This window comes from Gracilimonas mengyeensis (genome assembly GCF_900182705.1).
Classification (GTDB): domain Bacteria; phylum Bacteroidota; class Rhodothermia; order Balneolales; family Balneolaceae; genus Gracilimonas; species Gracilimonas mengyeensis.
Window position 1 is genome coordinate 1 of record NZ_FXTP01000006.1, and the last position, 17,978, is coordinate 17,978.

At 45.4% G+C, this 17,978-nt stretch carries 14 protein-coding genes; 4 read left to right on the plus strand and 10 right to left on the minus strand.

Annotated elements, in window-relative coordinates; genetic code table 11:
* The 4 genes from FN815_RS07625 to FN815_RS07640 form a co-directional block, all read right to left on the minus strand.
* A partial coding sequence (locus tag FN815_RS07625; protein WP_221930276.1) for a beta strand repeat-containing protein occupies nt 1-3,194 on the minus strand: 3,194 nt, incomplete at its 3' end.
* A 283-nt stretch (nt 3,195-3,477) separates the two neighbouring features.
* Complete coding sequence (locus tag FN815_RS07630) at nt 3,478-4,656, minus strand: ABC transporter substrate-binding protein (protein ID WP_142454038.1); 1,179 nt, start codon at nt 4,654-4,656, stop codon at nt 3,478-3,480.
* 56 nt (nt 4,657-4,712) lie between these two features.
* The gene (locus tag FN815_RS07635; RefSeq protein WP_142454039.1) at nt 4,713-5,309 is read right to left on the minus strand and encodes a phage tail protein; all 597 of its coding nucleotides are present in this window, start codon (nt 5,307-5,309) and stop codon (nt 4,713-4,715) included.
* Nucleotides 5,310-5,425: 116 nt separating this feature from the next.
* Nucleotides 5,426-5,806 (minus strand): hypothetical protein, encoded by a 381-nt coding sequence (locus tag FN815_RS07640; RefSeq protein WP_142454040.1) that lies wholly within the window; start codon nt 5,804-5,806, stop codon nt 5,426-5,428.
* A gap of 243 nt (nt 5,807-6,049) precedes the next feature.
* Between FN815_RS07640 and FN815_RS07645 the strand changes: the two genes are divergently transcribed.
* On the plus strand, nt 6,050-6,745 hold the full coding sequence (locus tag FN815_RS07645) for an aspartyl/asparaginyl beta-hydroxylase domain-containing protein (protein WP_142454041.1): 696 nt from the start codon (nt 6,050-6,052) through the stop codon (nt 6,743-6,745).
* A 364-nt stretch (nt 6,746-7,109) separates the two neighbouring features.
* On the opposite strand, the gene FN815_RS07650 is transcribed toward FN815_RS07645, so the two are convergent.
* Complete coding sequence (locus FN815_RS07650; protein WP_142454042.1) at nt 7,110-8,045, minus strand: sulfotransferase; 936 nt, start codon at nt 8,043-8,045, stop codon at nt 7,110-7,112.
* Between the two features lie 146 nt (nt 8,046-8,191).
* Here FN815_RS07650 and polX point away from each other — a divergent pair, with 146 nt between their 5' ends.
* Entirely contained in the window at nt 8,192-9,952 is a 1,761-nt protein-coding gene (polX, locus tag FN815_RS07655) for a DNA polymerase/3'-5' exonuclease PolX (protein ID WP_142454043.1), read from the plus strand.
* Nucleotides 9,953-10,336: 384 nt separating this feature from the next.
* Here the strand turns inward: polX and FN815_RS07660 are convergent, their stop codons facing one another.
* The 4 genes from FN815_RS07660 to FN815_RS07675 all read right to left on the minus strand — a co-directional run bounded on the left by FN815_RS07660 (nt 10,337) and on the right by FN815_RS07675 (nt 14,295).
* On the minus strand, nt 10,337-11,797 hold the full coding sequence (locus FN815_RS07660; RefSeq protein ID WP_142454044.1) for an aldehyde dehydrogenase family protein: 1,461 nt from the start codon (nt 11,795-11,797) through the stop codon (nt 10,337-10,339).
* 293 nt (nt 11,798-12,090) lie between these two features.
* The gene (gldC, locus tag FN815_RS07665) at nt 12,091-12,426 is read right to left on the minus strand and encodes a gliding motility protein GldC (RefSeq protein WP_142454045.1); all 336 of its coding nucleotides are present in this window, start codon (nt 12,424-12,426) and stop codon (nt 12,091-12,093) included.
* A 77-nt stretch (nt 12,427-12,503) separates the two neighbouring features.
* A complete protein-coding gene (locus FN815_RS07670) occupies nt 12,504-13,520 on the minus strand; it encodes an RluA family pseudouridine synthase (RefSeq protein ID WP_142454046.1) in 1,017 nt (338 codons plus the stop codon).
* Nucleotides 13,521-13,665: 145 nt separating this feature from the next.
* On the minus strand, nt 13,666-14,295 hold the full coding sequence (locus tag FN815_RS07675) for a hypothetical protein (protein ID WP_142454047.1): 630 nt from the start codon (nt 14,293-14,295) through the stop codon (nt 13,666-13,668).
* A gap of 162 nt (nt 14,296-14,457) precedes the next feature.
* Here FN815_RS07675 and FN815_RS07680 point away from each other — a divergent pair, with 162 nt between their 5' ends.
* Nucleotides 14,458-14,811, plus strand: coding sequence for a four helix bundle protein (locus tag FN815_RS07680; RefSeq protein WP_142454048.1), 354 nt, complete (start codon nt 14,458-14,460; stop codon nt 14,809-14,811).
* 26 nt (nt 14,812-14,837) lie between these two features.
* Nucleotides 14,838-16,544 (plus strand): DNA repair protein RecN, encoded by a 1,707-nt coding sequence (recN, locus tag FN815_RS07685; protein ID WP_142454049.1) that lies wholly within the window; start codon nt 14,838-14,840, stop codon nt 16,542-16,544.
* Between the two features lie 55 nt (nt 16,545-16,599).
* On the opposite strand, the gene argH is transcribed toward recN, so the two are convergent.
* Nucleotides 16,600-17,904, minus strand: a complete 1,305-nt coding sequence (gene argH, locus FN815_RS07690) for an argininosuccinate lyase (RefSeq protein ID WP_142454050.1) — start codon at nt 17,902-17,904, stop codon at nt 16,600-16,602.
* Between the last annotated feature and the right edge of the window lie 74 nt (nt 17,905-17,978).

Genomic DNA, 17,978 nt, shown 5'->3' on the forward strand with positions numbered 1-17,978 from the left:
AGCTGCAGCTGCCCGTTGCCCGTGTTGGCAATCGTCCCGATCACGTTGCCACCGGCCGTTACCGTGCCCCCGCCGTTCGGACCGCCGGCTACCGTGAGGTTTCCGCCACTTGCCACCGACAGGCGGTCAAACCCATTGGCCCCGCCGTTTCTTGCAATGGTCAGGGAGGCACCCGCGTAGTTGCCACTAGCCCCGTTCAGCGCATCCAGCTCTTCGTCGGAGATCGTGACATCCCCGTCCAGCGTCACAGCTGCACCGTCTTCGGTGAAGGATGGAGTGGCATCAAGGCCTGTTAATACAGGTGTATCGTTGGTGGCTGTGGCGTTTACATTGACACTGCCCAGACTCACATTCGTGCCACCGCCTGAGCCGGTATTGCCTCCGTCATTAGCGGTGAGGTTTATAGAGGTATACGGGCTTCCGTTTCCGTTGCTTGCGGTTGTATATTGAATATTCGAAGCGGTATTCAGGTAGGTGTCGATGTTGGAGGCGGTGCCAGTCAACGTGAGCGTGCCTGTTCCGGAACCTCCTGTGGTTACTCCGCCGCCGCTGGAGGCCGTCAGCGTGCCCGCACCGGCGGTAAGGGTCAGGGTAATGCTATTGGCGCCCGCGTCGGGATCGGAAAAGGTCGCCGCCGAAAGGTCCACATTGCTGGTTACGTCTTCGTTTACCGTGATGCTGGCCGGAAGGCTGCTGATCGCCGGATCGTCGTTAACGGCGCTCACACTTACCTGCGCCTGCACCGCTGGGGAACTTTCCGCCCCCTGATTATCCTGCGCGGTGATGGTGAACGTGTTGAGCGTACCATTAGCATCACTCGCAGGCGTCCAATACGCATTATTGGAGCCATCGATCGCATTGTTGGTGGTTGCGTTGTATGCGGTAGCTGCTCCCGCATTCGCTCCAATTTTAAGCGTCCCGGAAGAAACCGCTTTGACGATAAATGCATCAACGGTTCCATCAGAATCCGCCTCATCGCCCTGAGCAACAATATCCGCAAAAGTAATCTCCACTTCGGCGTCTTCGCTGGTGGTTGCGACTGCGCTGCTCAAGGTGGTAAATGTTGGGACAGCATTTGCCAGAGCAGTAAGCTGCGTACTATTTGCTGTAGTTAACCCGCCAGAGGCCACCTGCATGTTGAAGTTTTCATCTGTATTGGCATCATTCAGTGAATAGTTAATGGCAAGATTGGTGAAGGTGGCTGCACCAGAAGCAGGCACTAAGGTCACCGTAGAGGCAGAACCATCCACATCTCCGGTACCGGTCAGGGTGGCGGAGCCTGCCCCGTTTACTTCAGCCAAAACAAAACCTGTGCTGTAGCCCGTATCAACAATATCATTAGCGTCTACGGCCTGAACTACAGGAACCGTTGTAAAAGAGGTTGAGCTTCCATCCGCCTGAAAACTGGTTGGGGCTGGTTGGGTATTAAAGACCAATTTTGTAGCTATTACATCTGAGGTCACGGCATTGGCATCCACAGTGGGAAGGTTGCTCCCTACGCCATCCTGATCGTTAGCCGTCAAAGTAAACGACTGCTGATCGGCCGTGGCAGTGTACGTTAACCCGGAAAAAGTAGCCACCCCACTGGTAGCTGCTTGTGTGTTGTTGGTGAGGGAGCCTGCACTGGCTTCGGTCAATGTGATGGTTTCGGTGAAATCCACATCTGTATTGCCGGCCGCATCCTGAGCCGTTACTACCGGTTGCGTGGTTAAAGAAGAACCAGAAGTTGAACCTGCTGGTTGTGTGGTAAATGCCAATTGGGTTGCGGTGATATCAATAGTACTGCCACTGCCATTAGTAACTGCAGAGGTGGGACCCATTTGAGATTTTGAGCCATCGTTTACCAAGGTTAAATCCGTATCACCATCTACCGAAAGTACAAAGTTACGATCTTCGGTAAGCCCGGTATTGTTATTATAATATGCGTTGATGGTATAGGTTTCATTACCGCTTTCAGGGATAGAAATGCTTAAGCCGCTGAAGGTAATTTTATCAGTACCTGCGTCATAAGAGCCGGTAACGTTAGATGCATCCGGACCATTTAACCGCCAGGTGACTTTACCGCGTTCGGTATCTGTGGAAGTCCCGGAAACATTCACATCAATGGAAGTAACATTAATCGGAAACCCATCACCACCGCCATCACTGATATTAAAGTCAAATACGTTCACCGCTCCGGCAGATGAAGTGGCTGTAGAGGGGAGGCCTACCGGTTCGGTAACACCGACGGCAGCAGCTAAGTCACCGTTGGAATCAAAAGTTGAAGGATCGGCTTGATCTAAATATAGCAATCTTCCGTTGGTACCCCCAAATGGATCGGGAATGACTAAATCCCCCAAAGCAAGGTTTGAGCCAAGCCCCGTTGGATAAGAAGATCCGGAGTAGGAGAGTCCCGTAACTACTGATGAAGGAGTTCCTGCTCCACCAGTATACTTAACGATTTCGTAATTATCGGATCCAGCATTATAAGCAGTGGCAAATACATCGCCATTGCCGTTTGCAGCAAGGCCGGTATAATACTCACCCTGGTCCACAGTAGAAGAGCCGTATCCAGGAGCAGTGAGCTTGAGGATCGTTCCATTTGCACCATTAAACCCAAATGAAGTGAGCACATACACATTGCCATCAGGATCTGCTGTTAATCCTCTTGGATAGGGAGTATCTAAGCCTAATCCGTTGTATATAACAGAGGAAGAATATCCCGCCGATACATCATATTTAACGACCCGGTAGTTATCGCTTCCGTTGAATTCAGAAACATAGATGTCGTCATTTGCATCTATGCCTAAGGCCACGGGATAGCTACCCAAAAGAGGAACAGTGGAAGAGCTGTAGCTATTGGAGGCATCCAGCCTGAGAATGGCCCCGGTACTGGAAGGCTCATCTATGCCATCTAATACATAAACATCTCCGTTGGAAGCCACTTCAATATCGGTAGGATATTCTCCATTGAAATAAAGCCCGTTGTAAATAACGGAAGAGGTGGTATATCCACTTGCGGCTGTGTATTTTACTACATCATAGTGACTTCCTCCGGCATCATACTGAGCTACATAAATATTCCCGTCCGCATCAATACTACCCCCCGTGGGATAATTTCCATTAGCCCCGCTAATTGTAGTTTGGGCATACACACCCGTTGCAAAAAAAATGGTTATAAATGGTATAAACAGGTATCGCTTGATCATGCTCATAGCTTCGGTTTTTAAGTTTTCTGAGTAGTAACTCCTACGGTTGGCTTGGCTCTATTATCTTTTTATGCCCCATTACCTTCTTACCCTTCAGGTTTATTATCCTGAGTAATGTCATCTAAACGTTAGCTGACCGGTAATTGCGCAAATGCACCGTATTCGGTTTTAATTATTGGCTTTTTTATAAATTGCAGTTTGCATGTACCCTTGCTTTGGCCTTACTGCATTGTTTTTCTTTGAACGTTATAATACTTAAATATTAGAGTATTTTACCATTAGAATTATATCAGACACAAAACAATGGGTTTTGCCATCCTGAGGGGATAGATTTCCTGATATCATCAAAAATCAGATTGTTATAAGCCAGTCTTTTACCTTGTCCTATAACCTGTTTATCTACCTTAGCTCTTCCGACCTTAACTTTTGAAATATTCACTTCAGGCAGCACAAAGCCTGAATCCGGGTAAAAGTTTCGCTCACCCCTCGGACCTTTTATATGTTCGGTTTGCAGAAGCGATTTTACCTTGGCCCAGTTTCTCTTTTTGAGCTCCCCATACAATTCTTTGAATGCCAGCCCACCTTCATATCCCAGCAGTGCAAAAATATTTACCTGTTGGCCGGTAGTTTGTTGAAACTGATTTTTAAACATCCGGTTTTGCATGCTGGATTTGGCCGGATCATATAACAAACTTGAGTAGCACTCTATATCCAGCCCAGCGACATCCTGCAGCCATTCATCGTAAATCATGTTTTCAGCTACAATCAAAGGGATTTGCTTGTTGAGACCTTCGTCTACCCAGCGTTTAAAAAACTCGGTTCCGCCATCTCCCGTAAATATGGCATGCACAAAAGGGGGCGCTTTCTTTTTAATCTCCCTGAATACTTTATCCATATCCAGGTTGTGTGGATTTTGTTGATCAAATGGCAACACAGAAAGTAAAATCTGTCCACCGCCACCCATTGTGAAGCCCGTTTGGAAAGCACTGTGTAAATGATAGCCTGATTCCAATAGCGGCATTACGATCAAGCCGCCTTCCCCGTATTCTTTACGAGCCCATTGCCCCAAGGCATATTCCGACTGCCACAATTGATTGGATGAGAAAAATGTATTGGGACTTAAATAGTCGAAATAAGGGATGTACTCTCCGGAATCAAAGAAAAAACCCAGCTTTTCTCTCGATTCCAGCAAGGGCACAATTTCAGGCAGTACCGAATAGCTGATTAAACCGGAAATCATATCAACCCGGTCAAAATTAAGGAGTTTTTTCACCCCTTCTTTTGTCTTGGAGGAACTTCCCGTATCGGTGTAATGCGGCACAAATTGTATTTCTTTCTGGCTGCCCGGGTCTTTACCCATCCCCAGGAAAAATCCCGTCAATAAATGTTGGGCATAATATGGGTAGTAGCTCGAATGTGGGTTCAGAAACCCAATTTTTATCGTGTTATTATCAGTATTGAAAAACATAGACTAAAAAAAGCTTTGGAAGAATCTCCCAAAGCTTTTCAATGTTAATTAGATGATTAGTTTCTGGATGGGAAAATGCCTACCAAACAGAAAATGAATTGAATAGCTTGAATAGGCTGTACAATAGAGAAAGGCTGACTTCCGCCTGTACTTCCAAGCTGGATATTTCCCGTAACCGGCCCGCCATGCAACGTTGTATCAGCATTGGATGCATCCGTATAAATTTCAGTAGCTGAACCTGTTCCAGGACCAGAAGCCGCTACAAAACCTTTTGCCATCACGTTGGAAGCAGCCGGCGTATTGCTGGAACCGTTAGACGTACTTGCACTGATCGTAGAGCTGAGATTATTGCTGTTTACAGTATGGGTGTGATTAGGCATTTCCAGTACAGTCAATGTCTGGGTTTCCTGCCCTTGTATAGATCCAAGCGGATGAAAGGAGGTTCCTGTTCCCTGTCCGGCACCAACGGGTGCTCTTCCGCGTAAGTCAGGTAGCTTAAAACTTGTTCTTCCGTCTCCTCCATATGTGGTTCCGATTAGCGAAAATACGGCCGTGTTTGTAGATATTGCTAAAAGCTGACCGGCACATAAGGCCCAGTTTCTCGGAGCCCATGATGGTCCCCATCCCATTATTGAACTAATGTAGTAATCCATAGCTATAGTTATTTCTTAAGTTTATAATATTTGTACCTACAGGTTTTATTGATCTGTTTTACCCTTTTCTAAATTGCCTTACTTACCCCTAAGTAATATGTCCGAAACCTAAATGCTTACTCGTTACTTTTTGCGGGATCTTTCCGCGCCAAAGTTAAACCCGGCAGACTTATTTCAAGTGCACTCCCATTTACAGGATGTACGATCACATCCCCGTATTGGTCAAAAGTGATATCAAACTCTCCATCCCCTTCGTAGCGGGCATAGATTTCTTTGGTTTGATAACGCATAAGAATACCCCAGGTCTCACCCAGTGTGTATCCCGGTATTTTGTTCTTTGCAAGATCCAGGATATTAAATATGGTAAGACCGTCTGTGGTTATGGTATGCTGTCCGGAAATCCGGTCTGTAGTGTATTTGCCCCCGTCGGCTTTTATAGTTTCATCTCCGAATTCAAGATCGGATACATAGTTGTTTGTTATATTTAATATAAACATAGATTAGATTTTGATTTTATTGGTTACCCCATTTCTGTGATCTCAATGTATATAAATTCATCAATCCAACAAAACAACCTTACTTTTTTATAATGTTATGTTATAAAACTGATTTAAACGATAATTAGGCAGGTATTAATTAAAAAATTAATCTATTAATATCACCTCTTATTAAATTGAAACTTTGTTTTTTGGGTATATCAAAACTAACATCCATAAAACCAATTACAGGTAATACTATCTATGAAAAACATTCACAAACTTTCTCTTCATTTTGATTCAAAGTCTTTACTACATGATTTTCAGAACTTGTTGCCTGACTGGGAAATGCATTTTAACACCCAGTACTATTCCGGTAACTGGAGTGGTATTCCGTTACGGGCGGCAGTAGACAAAAATCATACCTTATCTGCCGGTGATGAAAGCAATACTGTTTTTGAAGACACCGAATACCTGGATAAAGCTCCATATTTGCAAGAAGTACTCAGTCATTTTAAAACGCCTAAACAATCCGTTCGCCTGCTTAGGCTTACACCAGGCTCTGAAATCAAAGAACATCAGGATTTTGGGCTTGGCTATTTTGACGGTGCCGTACGCCTGCACGTTCCCATACTCACCAATCCGAAAGTTGAATTTTGTGTGGAAGGGGAGAACATCCCGATGACGGTGGGAGAGTGCTGGTTTGCCAATTTCAATGCACCGCATTCGGTAGCTAATCATGGAGATACAGACCGTGTGCATTTGGTCGTAGATCTGGAAGTGAACGAGTGGCTACAACAGCTTTTCGAAAAGGAAGGAATCATCGACACCGAAGAAACACCAGAAGAACGTCACAATGAAGAAGAACAACGGCAGATTATTGCATCACTTAAAGAAATGGGAACGGATACTTCACTGAAACTTGCCCGGGAAATGGAAGAAAAAATTAGCGGAGCTTAGCCTTGTGTTACTCTAAATTGTGAGATAAGAAGGAAGGAAAAACACTAACAACAAGACATAAAAATAGCCCGCCGATTTTATTCCGTGGGCTTGTTTTTTTGAATAACTGCTTTTAATATACGGCGGAAGGAGTGCCTCGACCAAATCTAATTCAATACCGACAACTAATATTAGTTAATAATAAGATAAAACTGATTAGAAGGTAACTAATCTGTCTTTTTTGACTACTGAAATTGGCGGGAATATTTTCCCGTTAAAGATAATTTCAACCATCTATATTACATGCTCTGCGTTTGAATTGTGTAAAGATGACCCAAAACTGTTAACAAAAAGCCCTTACTCTCCTTATTCTTATCAGTAATGTTTAAGCAGTGCTGGCTTTCAATTTTCTATATAACACCTGCAGTTCTTCTATGTTTTTCGGGCACATAAAATTTGAACACTCTGGCCTGTCTCCTTCAAAAACTCGTCTTTTATTTTTGGAATAGTACCGCGCTCTGGAAAGCATCTTTTCTTTATGGCCTGTGGTCCAACTTACCGCAACTTTTTTTGTAAACACAGCCCAAAACCTCTCCTGTATACTGCTATAATTCAGCATTGTAAGTGGTATCTCCTTATCCCACTCCGAGATAGACTGCATATATTTTTGAAGCACTTTGCCGGCATGCTGATCCATATTGGCATAATCCCGTGCTTCTATTGGCATGATGGATTCCTCAAAAAAACCTGGAATCATATGCTGCCCTCGTTTTCTATGGTGAGATTGTAAAACCTCTTTCGGATTGCGGTACATTGCTATAAATGACGCTTCCGGAAACACTTTTCGGAACCTATCCATATGCAACAGGTGCCAGGCATCCATTTTTAGGAAAGCATGTTTTTGATTACCAAATCGTTTTCGGCAAAGCCAGGCCACCAGGTTTTTCAGGTAGTTGTTTTTTACTTTTTCAGAGAGATTGGATTTCAGTAACTGATCAATCACCGGGGCTTCGGAAATGACCAGGTTCTCAGAGATGGCACTTAACATCTGCGCCAGCAGGGTAGAGCCACAACGGGATACATGAAAGATAAAGGCAGAAGGCTTTAAAACTTCTGCCGGTTTGGGCGGGAGCTTTTCAAAAATATCCAGGGATGTTTGCATGCGTGACCTTTCATCGGTATCTACGCATCCCATGGTATCTTCATAAAAGGGTTCTGTAAATCGTTTATCCCCCATCATTTTCCAGTAAACCTGATTGTTTTTGATCTTCTCCGGAAACCAGCTTTCTGACCATAGTTTTTGTGTAGTGATTTGTTGCATGTTTTACCCCAAATAATGTAGGAAGCTCCGATTTGTATTTTACACTATGTAATATTTCACAAAAACGAAATTACTGCCCCATCTGTTTTGACTGCGTTGTCACGTCTCTGTATCATCCCAAAAAATAAACCAACCCAACACATTTCATGGCATTTACCAACCAGCAGATTTCAGACAAACTCCGGGAAGTTTCACAGCTCATGCAGCTGGCCGGGGAAAACCGTTTTAAAGTCATCGCCTTTGACCGTGCCGCCCAAACCATCGAGGGACTGGGCGACGATATCAACGAGCACATCAAAGAAAAGTCGCTCACCGACATTAAGGGTATCGGGAAATCGATTGCCGAAGATATTTATGCGCTGGATGAAACCGGAGAGATGCCCGTACTGGAGAGCTTCCGCGAGAAAGTACCGGAAGGACTGGTGCAATGGCTCAATATCTCCGGCCTGGGACCTAAAAATGCCTATAAAATTCATAAAGAATTGGGCATCAGCACCATTGAAGAACTGAAGGAAAAAATTGAAGACGGCTCGGTGGCTTCGCTCTCTGGATTAGGGAAAAAATCCGCAGAGAAGATCATGAAATCCATTGAGTGGATGGAGAAGTTTGATGAACGCTGCCGCCTGGATCAGGCCGAAGAAATTGCTTCCGTGATTTATGACAGCCTGAAGGATCAGGAAGGCGTTCAAAAAATTGATGTGGCCGGTTCCTACCGCCGCGGACTCGAAACCATTGGCGATATCGATATCCTGATTGCAGCCGATGAAGAACATATTGAGCCACTGTTTAATGTGTTCACCAACCATGAACGGGTTACCGAGGTGCTGGGCCGTGGCGATACCAAAAGCTCGGTGCGTACCAAAGAGGGGCGACAGGTGGACTTGCGGATTGTTAAGCCCAAAGAATTCCCAGCCGCTTTGATGTATTTCACCGGCAGTAAAGAGCATAATGTAGTGATGCGTCAGCGTGCCCGAGAACGAGGGATGAGCCTGAACGAATACGGACTTTTTAAACTGAATGACGAAGGCGATACCGACTTCGATCAACCCATCGAGTTTGAAAGCGAAGCCGATATCTACCAAAAACTGGACTTACATTTTGTGCCCCCGGAGCTGCGCGAAGACCGGGGCGAATTTGAGATTTATGAAGATCAGAAAGAGTTTGACCTGGTGACCGATGACGACATTCGCGGGGTGATACACGCCCACAGCACCTGGAGCGATGGCAAGTTTTCGATCAGGGAAATGGCCGAAGCCTGCATGGAACGCGGCTATGAATATCTTGGCATCACCGACCACTCCAAAACAGCGGCCTATGCCGGCGGACTTTCGGTAGATGAAATCAAAGAGCAGTGGGAAGAAATTGACCAGCTAAATGAAGAATTCGCCCATGACGGCAAAAACTTTGTGATTTTTAAAGGCATCGAATCCGACATCCTGGCCGATGGCTCACTGGATTATGAGGATGAGATACTGGAAGGCTTCGACTTTGTGGTAGCCAGCGTGCATCAGTCGCTGGAAATGCCCCGGGAGAAGATGATGGAGCGTATGCGCAATGCCATCAAAAATCCATATACCCGAATTTTGGGTCACCCCACCGGTCGGCTACTCCTGAAACGCAACGGTAGCGACCTGGACCTGAACGAACTGGTAGCCCTGGCCGCCGAGCACAACACCTCCATCGAAATAAACGCCAACCCGCACCGGCTGGATCTGGACTGGCGCTTTGGCAACAAAGCCCGCGAAGTGGAACTCATGACTTCCATTAACCCGGACGCCCACACGGTGGAAGGCATCGATGACATCAAATACGGCGTGCGGATTGCCAGAAAAGGTAAATACGGCAAAGACCGTGTGCTGAATGCGAAAAGCGCGGATGAGGTGCGGGCATTTTTTGAGGCGAGGTAAGGGGGAGAACCAGGATTTTTTCAGGATTCAGAGGATTTACAGGATTTCTTACGCTAATCCTGTAAATCTTGGTCAATCCTTAAAATCCCGGTTCAAAAACAAATGACACTTCTTTAGGCTCAAATAACCTTAACTGGTCATTCCTGCGCACCTGTCCCGACATTATTGTCGGAGAGGCAGGAATCTTATTGCTACCAATAAATCAACGGTTGCCCCCTGTAAAGCACTTAGATTTCGGGCATTCGCCGCGAAATGATTACTTCTGTGTTTATATGAATCTTGGGATCGCATTAATCCTTAAAATCATGGTTCAAAATCGAAAGCATTAAAAAAGCCCCGCGTTACACGGGGCTTTTCTGCATTATCAATGTACAGTCAAACGGTTTAGCTAAAAGCGTAAGGACGCTCTTCGTGCTGCACAGTTACCCATTGGGTAGTGGTGAATTCCTCTTTGATGAAGTCACCATTAAAACGTCCAATACCAGATTGCTTCTCGCCGCCGAACACTGCGTTGGCATCGTCATTCACCGGCTGGTCGTTGATGTGAATCATTCCGGTTTCAATGGACTTGGCTACATTTAAAGCACGTTCAGTATTCTTGGAGTGAACCGCTCCGCTCAGTCCCTGCGAAGTGTCGTTGGCCAGCTTGATGGCTTCTTCGTCACCGCTAAACTTGATGATGGGTGCCACAGGACCAAAAATCTCCTTTTGTGCTACCGGCATATCATTCGTCACATTAGCCAGTACAACAGGATGGATCAGGTTTCCTTCCTGCTTGATCTCGGTTAATGGTTCCGCGCCGGCTTCAATACCTTCATTCACCAAGTCCATAATTTTTTCAACCTGACTTTCATTTACAATAGGGCCAATTTCCGTTTCGGGATCCGTTGGATCGCCAACTTTCAGAGCTTTGGCTTTTTCTGTGAATTGCTCCACGAAATCGTCATAGATTTTTTCATCTACCAGAATTCGATTGGCCGCCATGCAGATTTGGCCCTGGTGCATGTATTTACCGAACAGGGCGGCATCCACGGCATTTTCAAGATCGGCATCATCCAATACAATCATAGCATTATTGCCGCCTAACTCCAGGCTGACATCCTTCATTTGTTCGGCAGCTTTCTTGGCAATACGCTTTCCGATTGGGGTAGAACCTGTAAACGAAATCAGCTCTCCGGTAGGATGCTCCACAATGTAATCCCCAATGTCGGAACCTTTACCCAGTACCACGTTGAACAAGCCTTCTGGCAGACCGGCTTCCTCAAAGATTTTTGCGATGATGGTGGCGCCAGTGACGGGCGTATCTTCTGCTGGTTTCACTACTACAGCGTTCCCAGTGGCCAGTGCCGGTGCAATTGAACGCATGGAGAGATTCAGCGGAAAATTCCACGGGGTGATGATGGTAATCACTCCCAACGGCTTGCGATACATCCGGCTTTCTTTTCCTGGGATAAGAGAGGGAAAAATCTCGCCCTTTACTTCATAGGGATAGTTAGCGGATACCCGGAGTGCTTCAAAAGCAATCATCCATTCGGTTTCCGCCTTCACTTTAGTACCGCCCGACTCTTTCGTAATCCAGTCGGTGATTTCCTCTTTGCGCTCTTTCATAATTTCGGCAGCGCGATCAAAGATATTGCGCTTTTCAGAGGGCGTCTTCTTTTCCCACTCTTTTTGGGCTGCCTTAGCCGCCGAATAGGCTTCATCTACATCCGACTCGTTCGATGATTTGAAGCTGAAGATATTTTCTTTGGTATATGGATTCAGCACATCTACGCTACTGTCTCCACTACCATCTTTCCAGTTCCCGTTTATATAATTTTTGTCGAGGTCTTCGTAAGTACTCATTGTGATTCATTTTGTTTAATGTTGAACTATTTCTTTGTACAACGCGCTGTTGGGTAGCACAATTCAACCTTATCAACAACTATGAACTCAAAAAAGCAAAAAGAGGGCAGCTGGCTAATCAATTGGTGGACAGGCAAAACCGGCGGTATATCAGGATAGCATAGATTCCGCTTATAACGGTCTTAGGTGTTGCTTCTTAGCAAATGACTCTGTTATAGTGCGCAGAGATGAATGTATTTAGTGGATATCAGCTTGAAATCATTCAATATTCATTATTCGATATTGAATATTCTTTATTCCTTGATTTCCATCCGCTCAGCAAAATAGTGGCAGAAATCACGCATGTCGCCGGCAATGCGTTCGTCATCGATGGAGCGCTCCAGGGTATCTGCCATGGTGACCAGTGTTTGGTGGAAAAAGATCTTCATTTCGTCCACGGTCATATCACGGGTCCACAAGTCCAGCTTCAGGGTATCCTTGTTTTGAGCATCCCAAAAAGAAAGCAACATGGCGCGGCAATTTACGGCATCGACGTTAGGCATATCATCCGCCTTAAAAGCGATATTAGAAGCTACATTCTTTTCGTCCAGTTCTACCGTTATGTTGATGTCTTTCTTTTGAGTGGGCATGATGAAATTCTTGGATCAGTATTTCTAATGAAAACAGTTCAACATTCAATGTTGAATGTTCAATATTCGATATTCTTTTAGTATTCTTCTTTACAGTTTTCCCGCAACATCGTTAGCACATGCTGGAAATCATCGGGGAGCTCGGAATCGAAGCGCACCATTTCGCCGGTGGATGGATGTTCGAAGCCCAGGGTTTTTGCATGCAGGGCTTGCCGGCCCAGACCGGTGATGAGGTTATGGAACATGGCCTTGCGGGACCCGGTGTTGGGGCCGTAGCGTACCGAAGTGCCGCCGTAGGTAGGGTCGCCAAATACATGATGACCAATATGCGCAAAATGTACACGAATTTGGTGGGTTCGGCCGGTTTCCAGTTTCACTTCCACCAAGCTCAGATAATCAAAATATTCCAGCACTTTGTAATGGGTAACCGCCGATTTTCCTTTTCCGGCAGGCTTCACGGTCATCAGCTTACGGTCTCTTTTGGAGCGACCGATATCGCCTTCAATCGTGCCTTCTTTTTCCGGCGTGCCCCAAACGATGGCCCAGTAGGTACGTTCCACATCTTTTTCCTGGAAAAGTCCGCTGAGCTTGGCCAGGGTCTCGTCGTTTTTGGCCACTACCAGTAAACCACTGGTATCTTTATCCAGCCGGTGCACGATGCCAGGCCGCAGGTTTTCATCTTCTTCATCCCCAGCCAGATCGTCCACGTGATACATCAATCCGTTCACCAATGTGCCCGTCCAGTTGCCGTAGGCAGGGTGTACTACCATATCGGCTTCTTTATTTACGATGATGATGTCATCGTCTTCATACACGATCTCCAGCTCCATCTCTTCCGGTTTGGCTTCCGGCGGAGGCGGCTTGGGCAGCTCGATAAAAATCTCATCCCCCGGCTGCATGATGTAGGAGTTCTTTTCCTGTTTCCCGTTCACGGTTACATAGCCGTCGTTAATGGCTTCCTGCACTTTGGTCCGTGAGGCATTTTCCACAAAGGAGGTTATGTATTTATCCAAACGGATATCGGTATGCTGCCCGTCGGGCACGGTATGTTCGTAAATCGTAGACTGTCGGTCTTTTCCGGCTTTCTTTTCCATGGCCTAAAGGTACGGAGATTGTTTCTTCTTTTTAAGCTCTCCAGAGTTTTTGTAAGGATTTGGGTTTTTGGGCTTTTAGTAATTCTAAATTTTGAATGTTGAATTTTAAATTAATCATACGAGATGTCTTATCTATCATAAACATTCAAACTGACATATCAGGATAAGTCTGTTCTATATCCCAAAGTAATCTGATTGGATCACCCGGATAAAGAAATCCATGTCCTTTATCATTCTTAAAAAGAGGATGATCTTGTAAATCGGATGTAATAGTTAAATTTTTCCATTGAGCAAGTCTTTTGGGTTCAGAACCTCTGAAATCAAATAAACCATTATGTGTTGCAGCATTTCTACAATGTCTCAGAAATTCCCAAAGAGGCCCCTTATCTCTATAACTTTTTCCTTTAGTATTTTCATGAGCAAGGATAATTAAACTACCTGTAGACCGTATCACATGAGGTAACAAATAGTTAAAGTTACTTTTTATTTCTTTAGCAACTTGATCGGCTTCAACCTTAATTCTATCACCATGCGATGTCTTCAAGTCTAAAGGTCCCAGTAAAGTCTTTAAATTATTCTGAATCTTCCCTTTCTCTTCAGAAGATGCCTCCTGTAATTCAGGAAATGCTTTTTCGAATACGGTATCTGTAATATTTCTTCTACCTAATACTCCTCTCACCGCTAGTTCTTTCAACCCATGATATTGAAGCAAATAACTCATAACTAATGGATAGAATGGTTTGCTTCTATCAAAATGGTTAATTGGTATTTCCATCTAATACCCCCTTTTCTGTCTTTTATGATTTCTATCACTAAAGGTACATCGTTTATTCCTACTTATCGGCCCCATTTATTCTGTAAGGAATTGGGTTTTGGGGGCTCTTACTTGTGTAGGTAATTCTAAATTTTGAATGTTGAATTTTAAATTAGTGGGGCCATGAAAAGAGAAAATATCATCCAAACAAAAAGTTTTGATTTCGCTTTAGTGATCATCAAGTTATATACTCAATTGGTAGAGGAAAAAGAGTATGTCATTTCCAAACAATTATTACGCTGTGGAACCAGTATAGGCTCAAACGTTGAAGAAGCATTAGCAGGATATTCCAGGAAAGATTTCTTGTGCAAAATGTCGATCTCTTCGAAGGAAGCCAGGGAAACCCGGTATTGGTTGCGATTGTTGAAACATAGTGAACTCACTCAGGTAAATTTGGATTCTATCTTAGAGGACATCAACCAAATTATTAATATTTTGACTTCGATCGTCAAAACCACCCAGCATAGCAATTCATAATCCAAAACTCATAATTCACAATTTCCATGATTAAACAGTTGTACATCAAAGATTTTGCCCTCATCGATGAGCTGGAGGTGGCTTTTGAGGAGGGGTTGAATATTATGACCGGGCAGACGGGCGCCGGGAAGTCGATTATCATTGGAGCATTGAATATGATTTTGGGAGAGCGGGCCGACACCGATGTGATCCGTCGCGGGGCCGATAAAGCTATTTCTGAAGCCACCATCCGTGTGGGAGATGATGAAGAACTGCGGGAATTGCTGGAAGCCAATGAAGTGGAAACAGGCGAATATGTGATCCTGCGCCGGGAAATTCGCAGCACCGGCAGCCGCGCTTTCATCAACGATACACCGGTTAACATTGGCGTGCTAAAACAAGCCGGGGATTTGCTGGTCGACCTCCACGGACAACACGATCATCAGCTGCTGTTGAAAGAAGAAAATCACCTTGGGGTGATTGACGGCTTTGGGGAAATTGATCCCATCCTGAAAAGTTATCAGACCGAATACAAAAAGATGGGAGAACTCAAAAAGGAGCTTAAGGCCCTTAAAAAGAAAGAGCACGAGCTTCAGGAAAAAACAGAATTATATCGTTTCCAGGTAAAAGAACTTGAAGAGGCGCGTCTTGGGGAAATCGACCTGGACGAACTGGAAGGGGAGATGAACCTGCTGGATAATGCCGAAGTGCTGGATCAAAAAGCAGCGGCTATCTCCGAGATGGGCGATGCCGATGACGCCAACATCATTCAACTGCTTAATTTCCTGAAACTGAATTTGGAAGACCTGGCCCGCATCGAACCCGAATTTGAAAACTACCTGCAGGAGATAAACGCCGCGCGGGTAAGTGTGAATGAAGCCATCGCCTTTGCAGAGCGCTACCGAAACAGTATTGAGTTTAACCCACAACGGCTAGAGGATTTGCGTAAACGACAATCCGAGCTGAACCGCCTCCAGAAAAAATACCAGCGGGATTTGCCGGATCTCATCCAATATCTCCATGATATACAGCGCGAATTATCCATCGCCGACAATTTTGATCTTGAGATTGAAAAGATGGAAGGTGCTATTGAAGCTCAGTCTGAAGTGCTGAAAGAACATGCCATTTCCCTCCATCAAACCAGAGAAAAGATCGGGGAGAAACTGGCCGAACAGATTCAGCAGGAACTGGCGGAACTGGGTATTCCTCACTCCAAACTAGATGTTCGCGTAGACTGGATGCTTTCCAACAAAGGCTGGATTGAAGTAGACGGCAAGACCATTGAGTGTACCGAAAATGGCTGCGATGATGTGCGTCTGTTTATCTCTACCAACAAAGGGGAAGAGCCGAAGCCATTGGCTAAAATTGCATCCGGCGGGGAAATCAGCCGGGTAATGCTGGCCCTAAAATCCATCCTCGCTAAAGAGCAAAGTTTGCCGGTGATGATTTTTGACGAAATCGATACCGGTATCAGTGGGGAGATTTCTGAGAAGGTGGGTGTCTCCATGCGCAGACTCTCTAAGCATTGTCAGATTGTGGCTATCACACATCAGCCCCAGATTGCCAGCCAAGCCCACAAGCATTATAAAGTAGCTAAAGCAGAAGAAGGCGACCGAACGGTCAGCCACATCATTCCGCTTTCAGAGGAAGAGCACATCCGCGAAATTGCCAGCCTGATGAGTGGATCGGAAATCACGGATTCCGCCTTGAACAGCGCCCGCGAGTTGATTGAGAAGAATACCTTCAGGAATTAAGCTGCAAACCAAGGTATTGGAAATGTTGAATTATGAATGCTGAATTTTAAATTACCTATTTAAAAACATTCAGTAGCGCATCCATTCGCTGTTTAATCTGCTCGTTACCCAGATTTCCAATGCTGCCTTCGTGCGTATGGTCTAACTGCTTGGGCGGTACAAAAGTATCCTGTTCAATTTGTTGGGCCACCTGCAGGTACGCATCCCGAAACGGTACACCATCCACTACCAATTTATTCACCGCCTCCACAGAGAATGTCAGTTTATACTTGGGATCATCCATCACTTCTTCGTTTACATCCATCTGACTGGCAGCATATTCGGTGATGAAAAGACAGTTTTTTAGTTCCTCGATGGCTGGAAACAACATTTCTTTCAGCAGCTGAAAGTCCCGATGATAACCGGAAGTGAGGTTGGCTGTTGCCATCATGATTTCGTTGGGAAGGGAGCGTAACCGGTTTGTTTTGGCCCGTATTAGTTCAAACACATCGGGGTTTTTTTTATGCGGCATGATGCTGGATCCAGTCGTCAGCTCATCGGGCAGTTTCAGAAATTGAAAATTCTGGCTGTTATACAGGCACACATCCGCAGCCAGTTTATTAAGGGTGCCTGCAAGCGAGGCCATGGCAAACGAAAGCGTCTGCTCGGTTTTACCCCGACCCATTTGTGCATACACCGAATTCACATTCATCCCTTCAAAACCCAGCAGCTCGGTGGTCATGGTTCGGTTCAGCGGAAAAGAGGAGCCGTAGCCCGCCGCAGAACCCAGTGGGTTTCTATTGATAATGTCATAGGCGGATTTCAGCAAGACTACATCATCCGTCAAGCTTTCAGCGTAGGCTCCGAACCACATTCCAAAACTGGAGGGCATAGCCGCCTGAGTATGCGTGTAACCGGGGAGCAAAATCTCTTTAGTGGCTTCACTTTTGTCCATCAGCGTATCAAAAAGCTTTGACGTCAATTCCTTTATCTCTTTGATCTGGTCACGTAAAAACAATCGTACATCCACCAACACCTGGTCGTTGCGGGAGCGACCGGAGTGTACTTTCTTGCCCACATTCCCCAGTTCGCGGGTTAGCATCAGTTCAACTTGGGAGTGTACGTCTTCCACGCCTTCTTCAATTTCAAACTCGCCCGGTTCAATGACTTCTTCCAGGATGCGGTTCAGCTCCGCCGTCAGCTTTTCAAGCTCTTCTTTTTCCAGCAAACCCACCGATTCCAGCATAGTGATATGGGCGATGGTTCCCTGCACGTCATACTTGGCCAGCTGCAAATCCAGTTCCCGGTCTTTGCCTACCGTAAATTTTTCGATGAAGGCATCGGTTTCAATTCCCTTTTCCCAAAGTTTCTTCCCGCTCATGGTGATGATTTGATTTGATTGATTTGTACGCCCGAAAAGGTAATAAAATTAACAGAAGCACTGCGAAGGTTTTT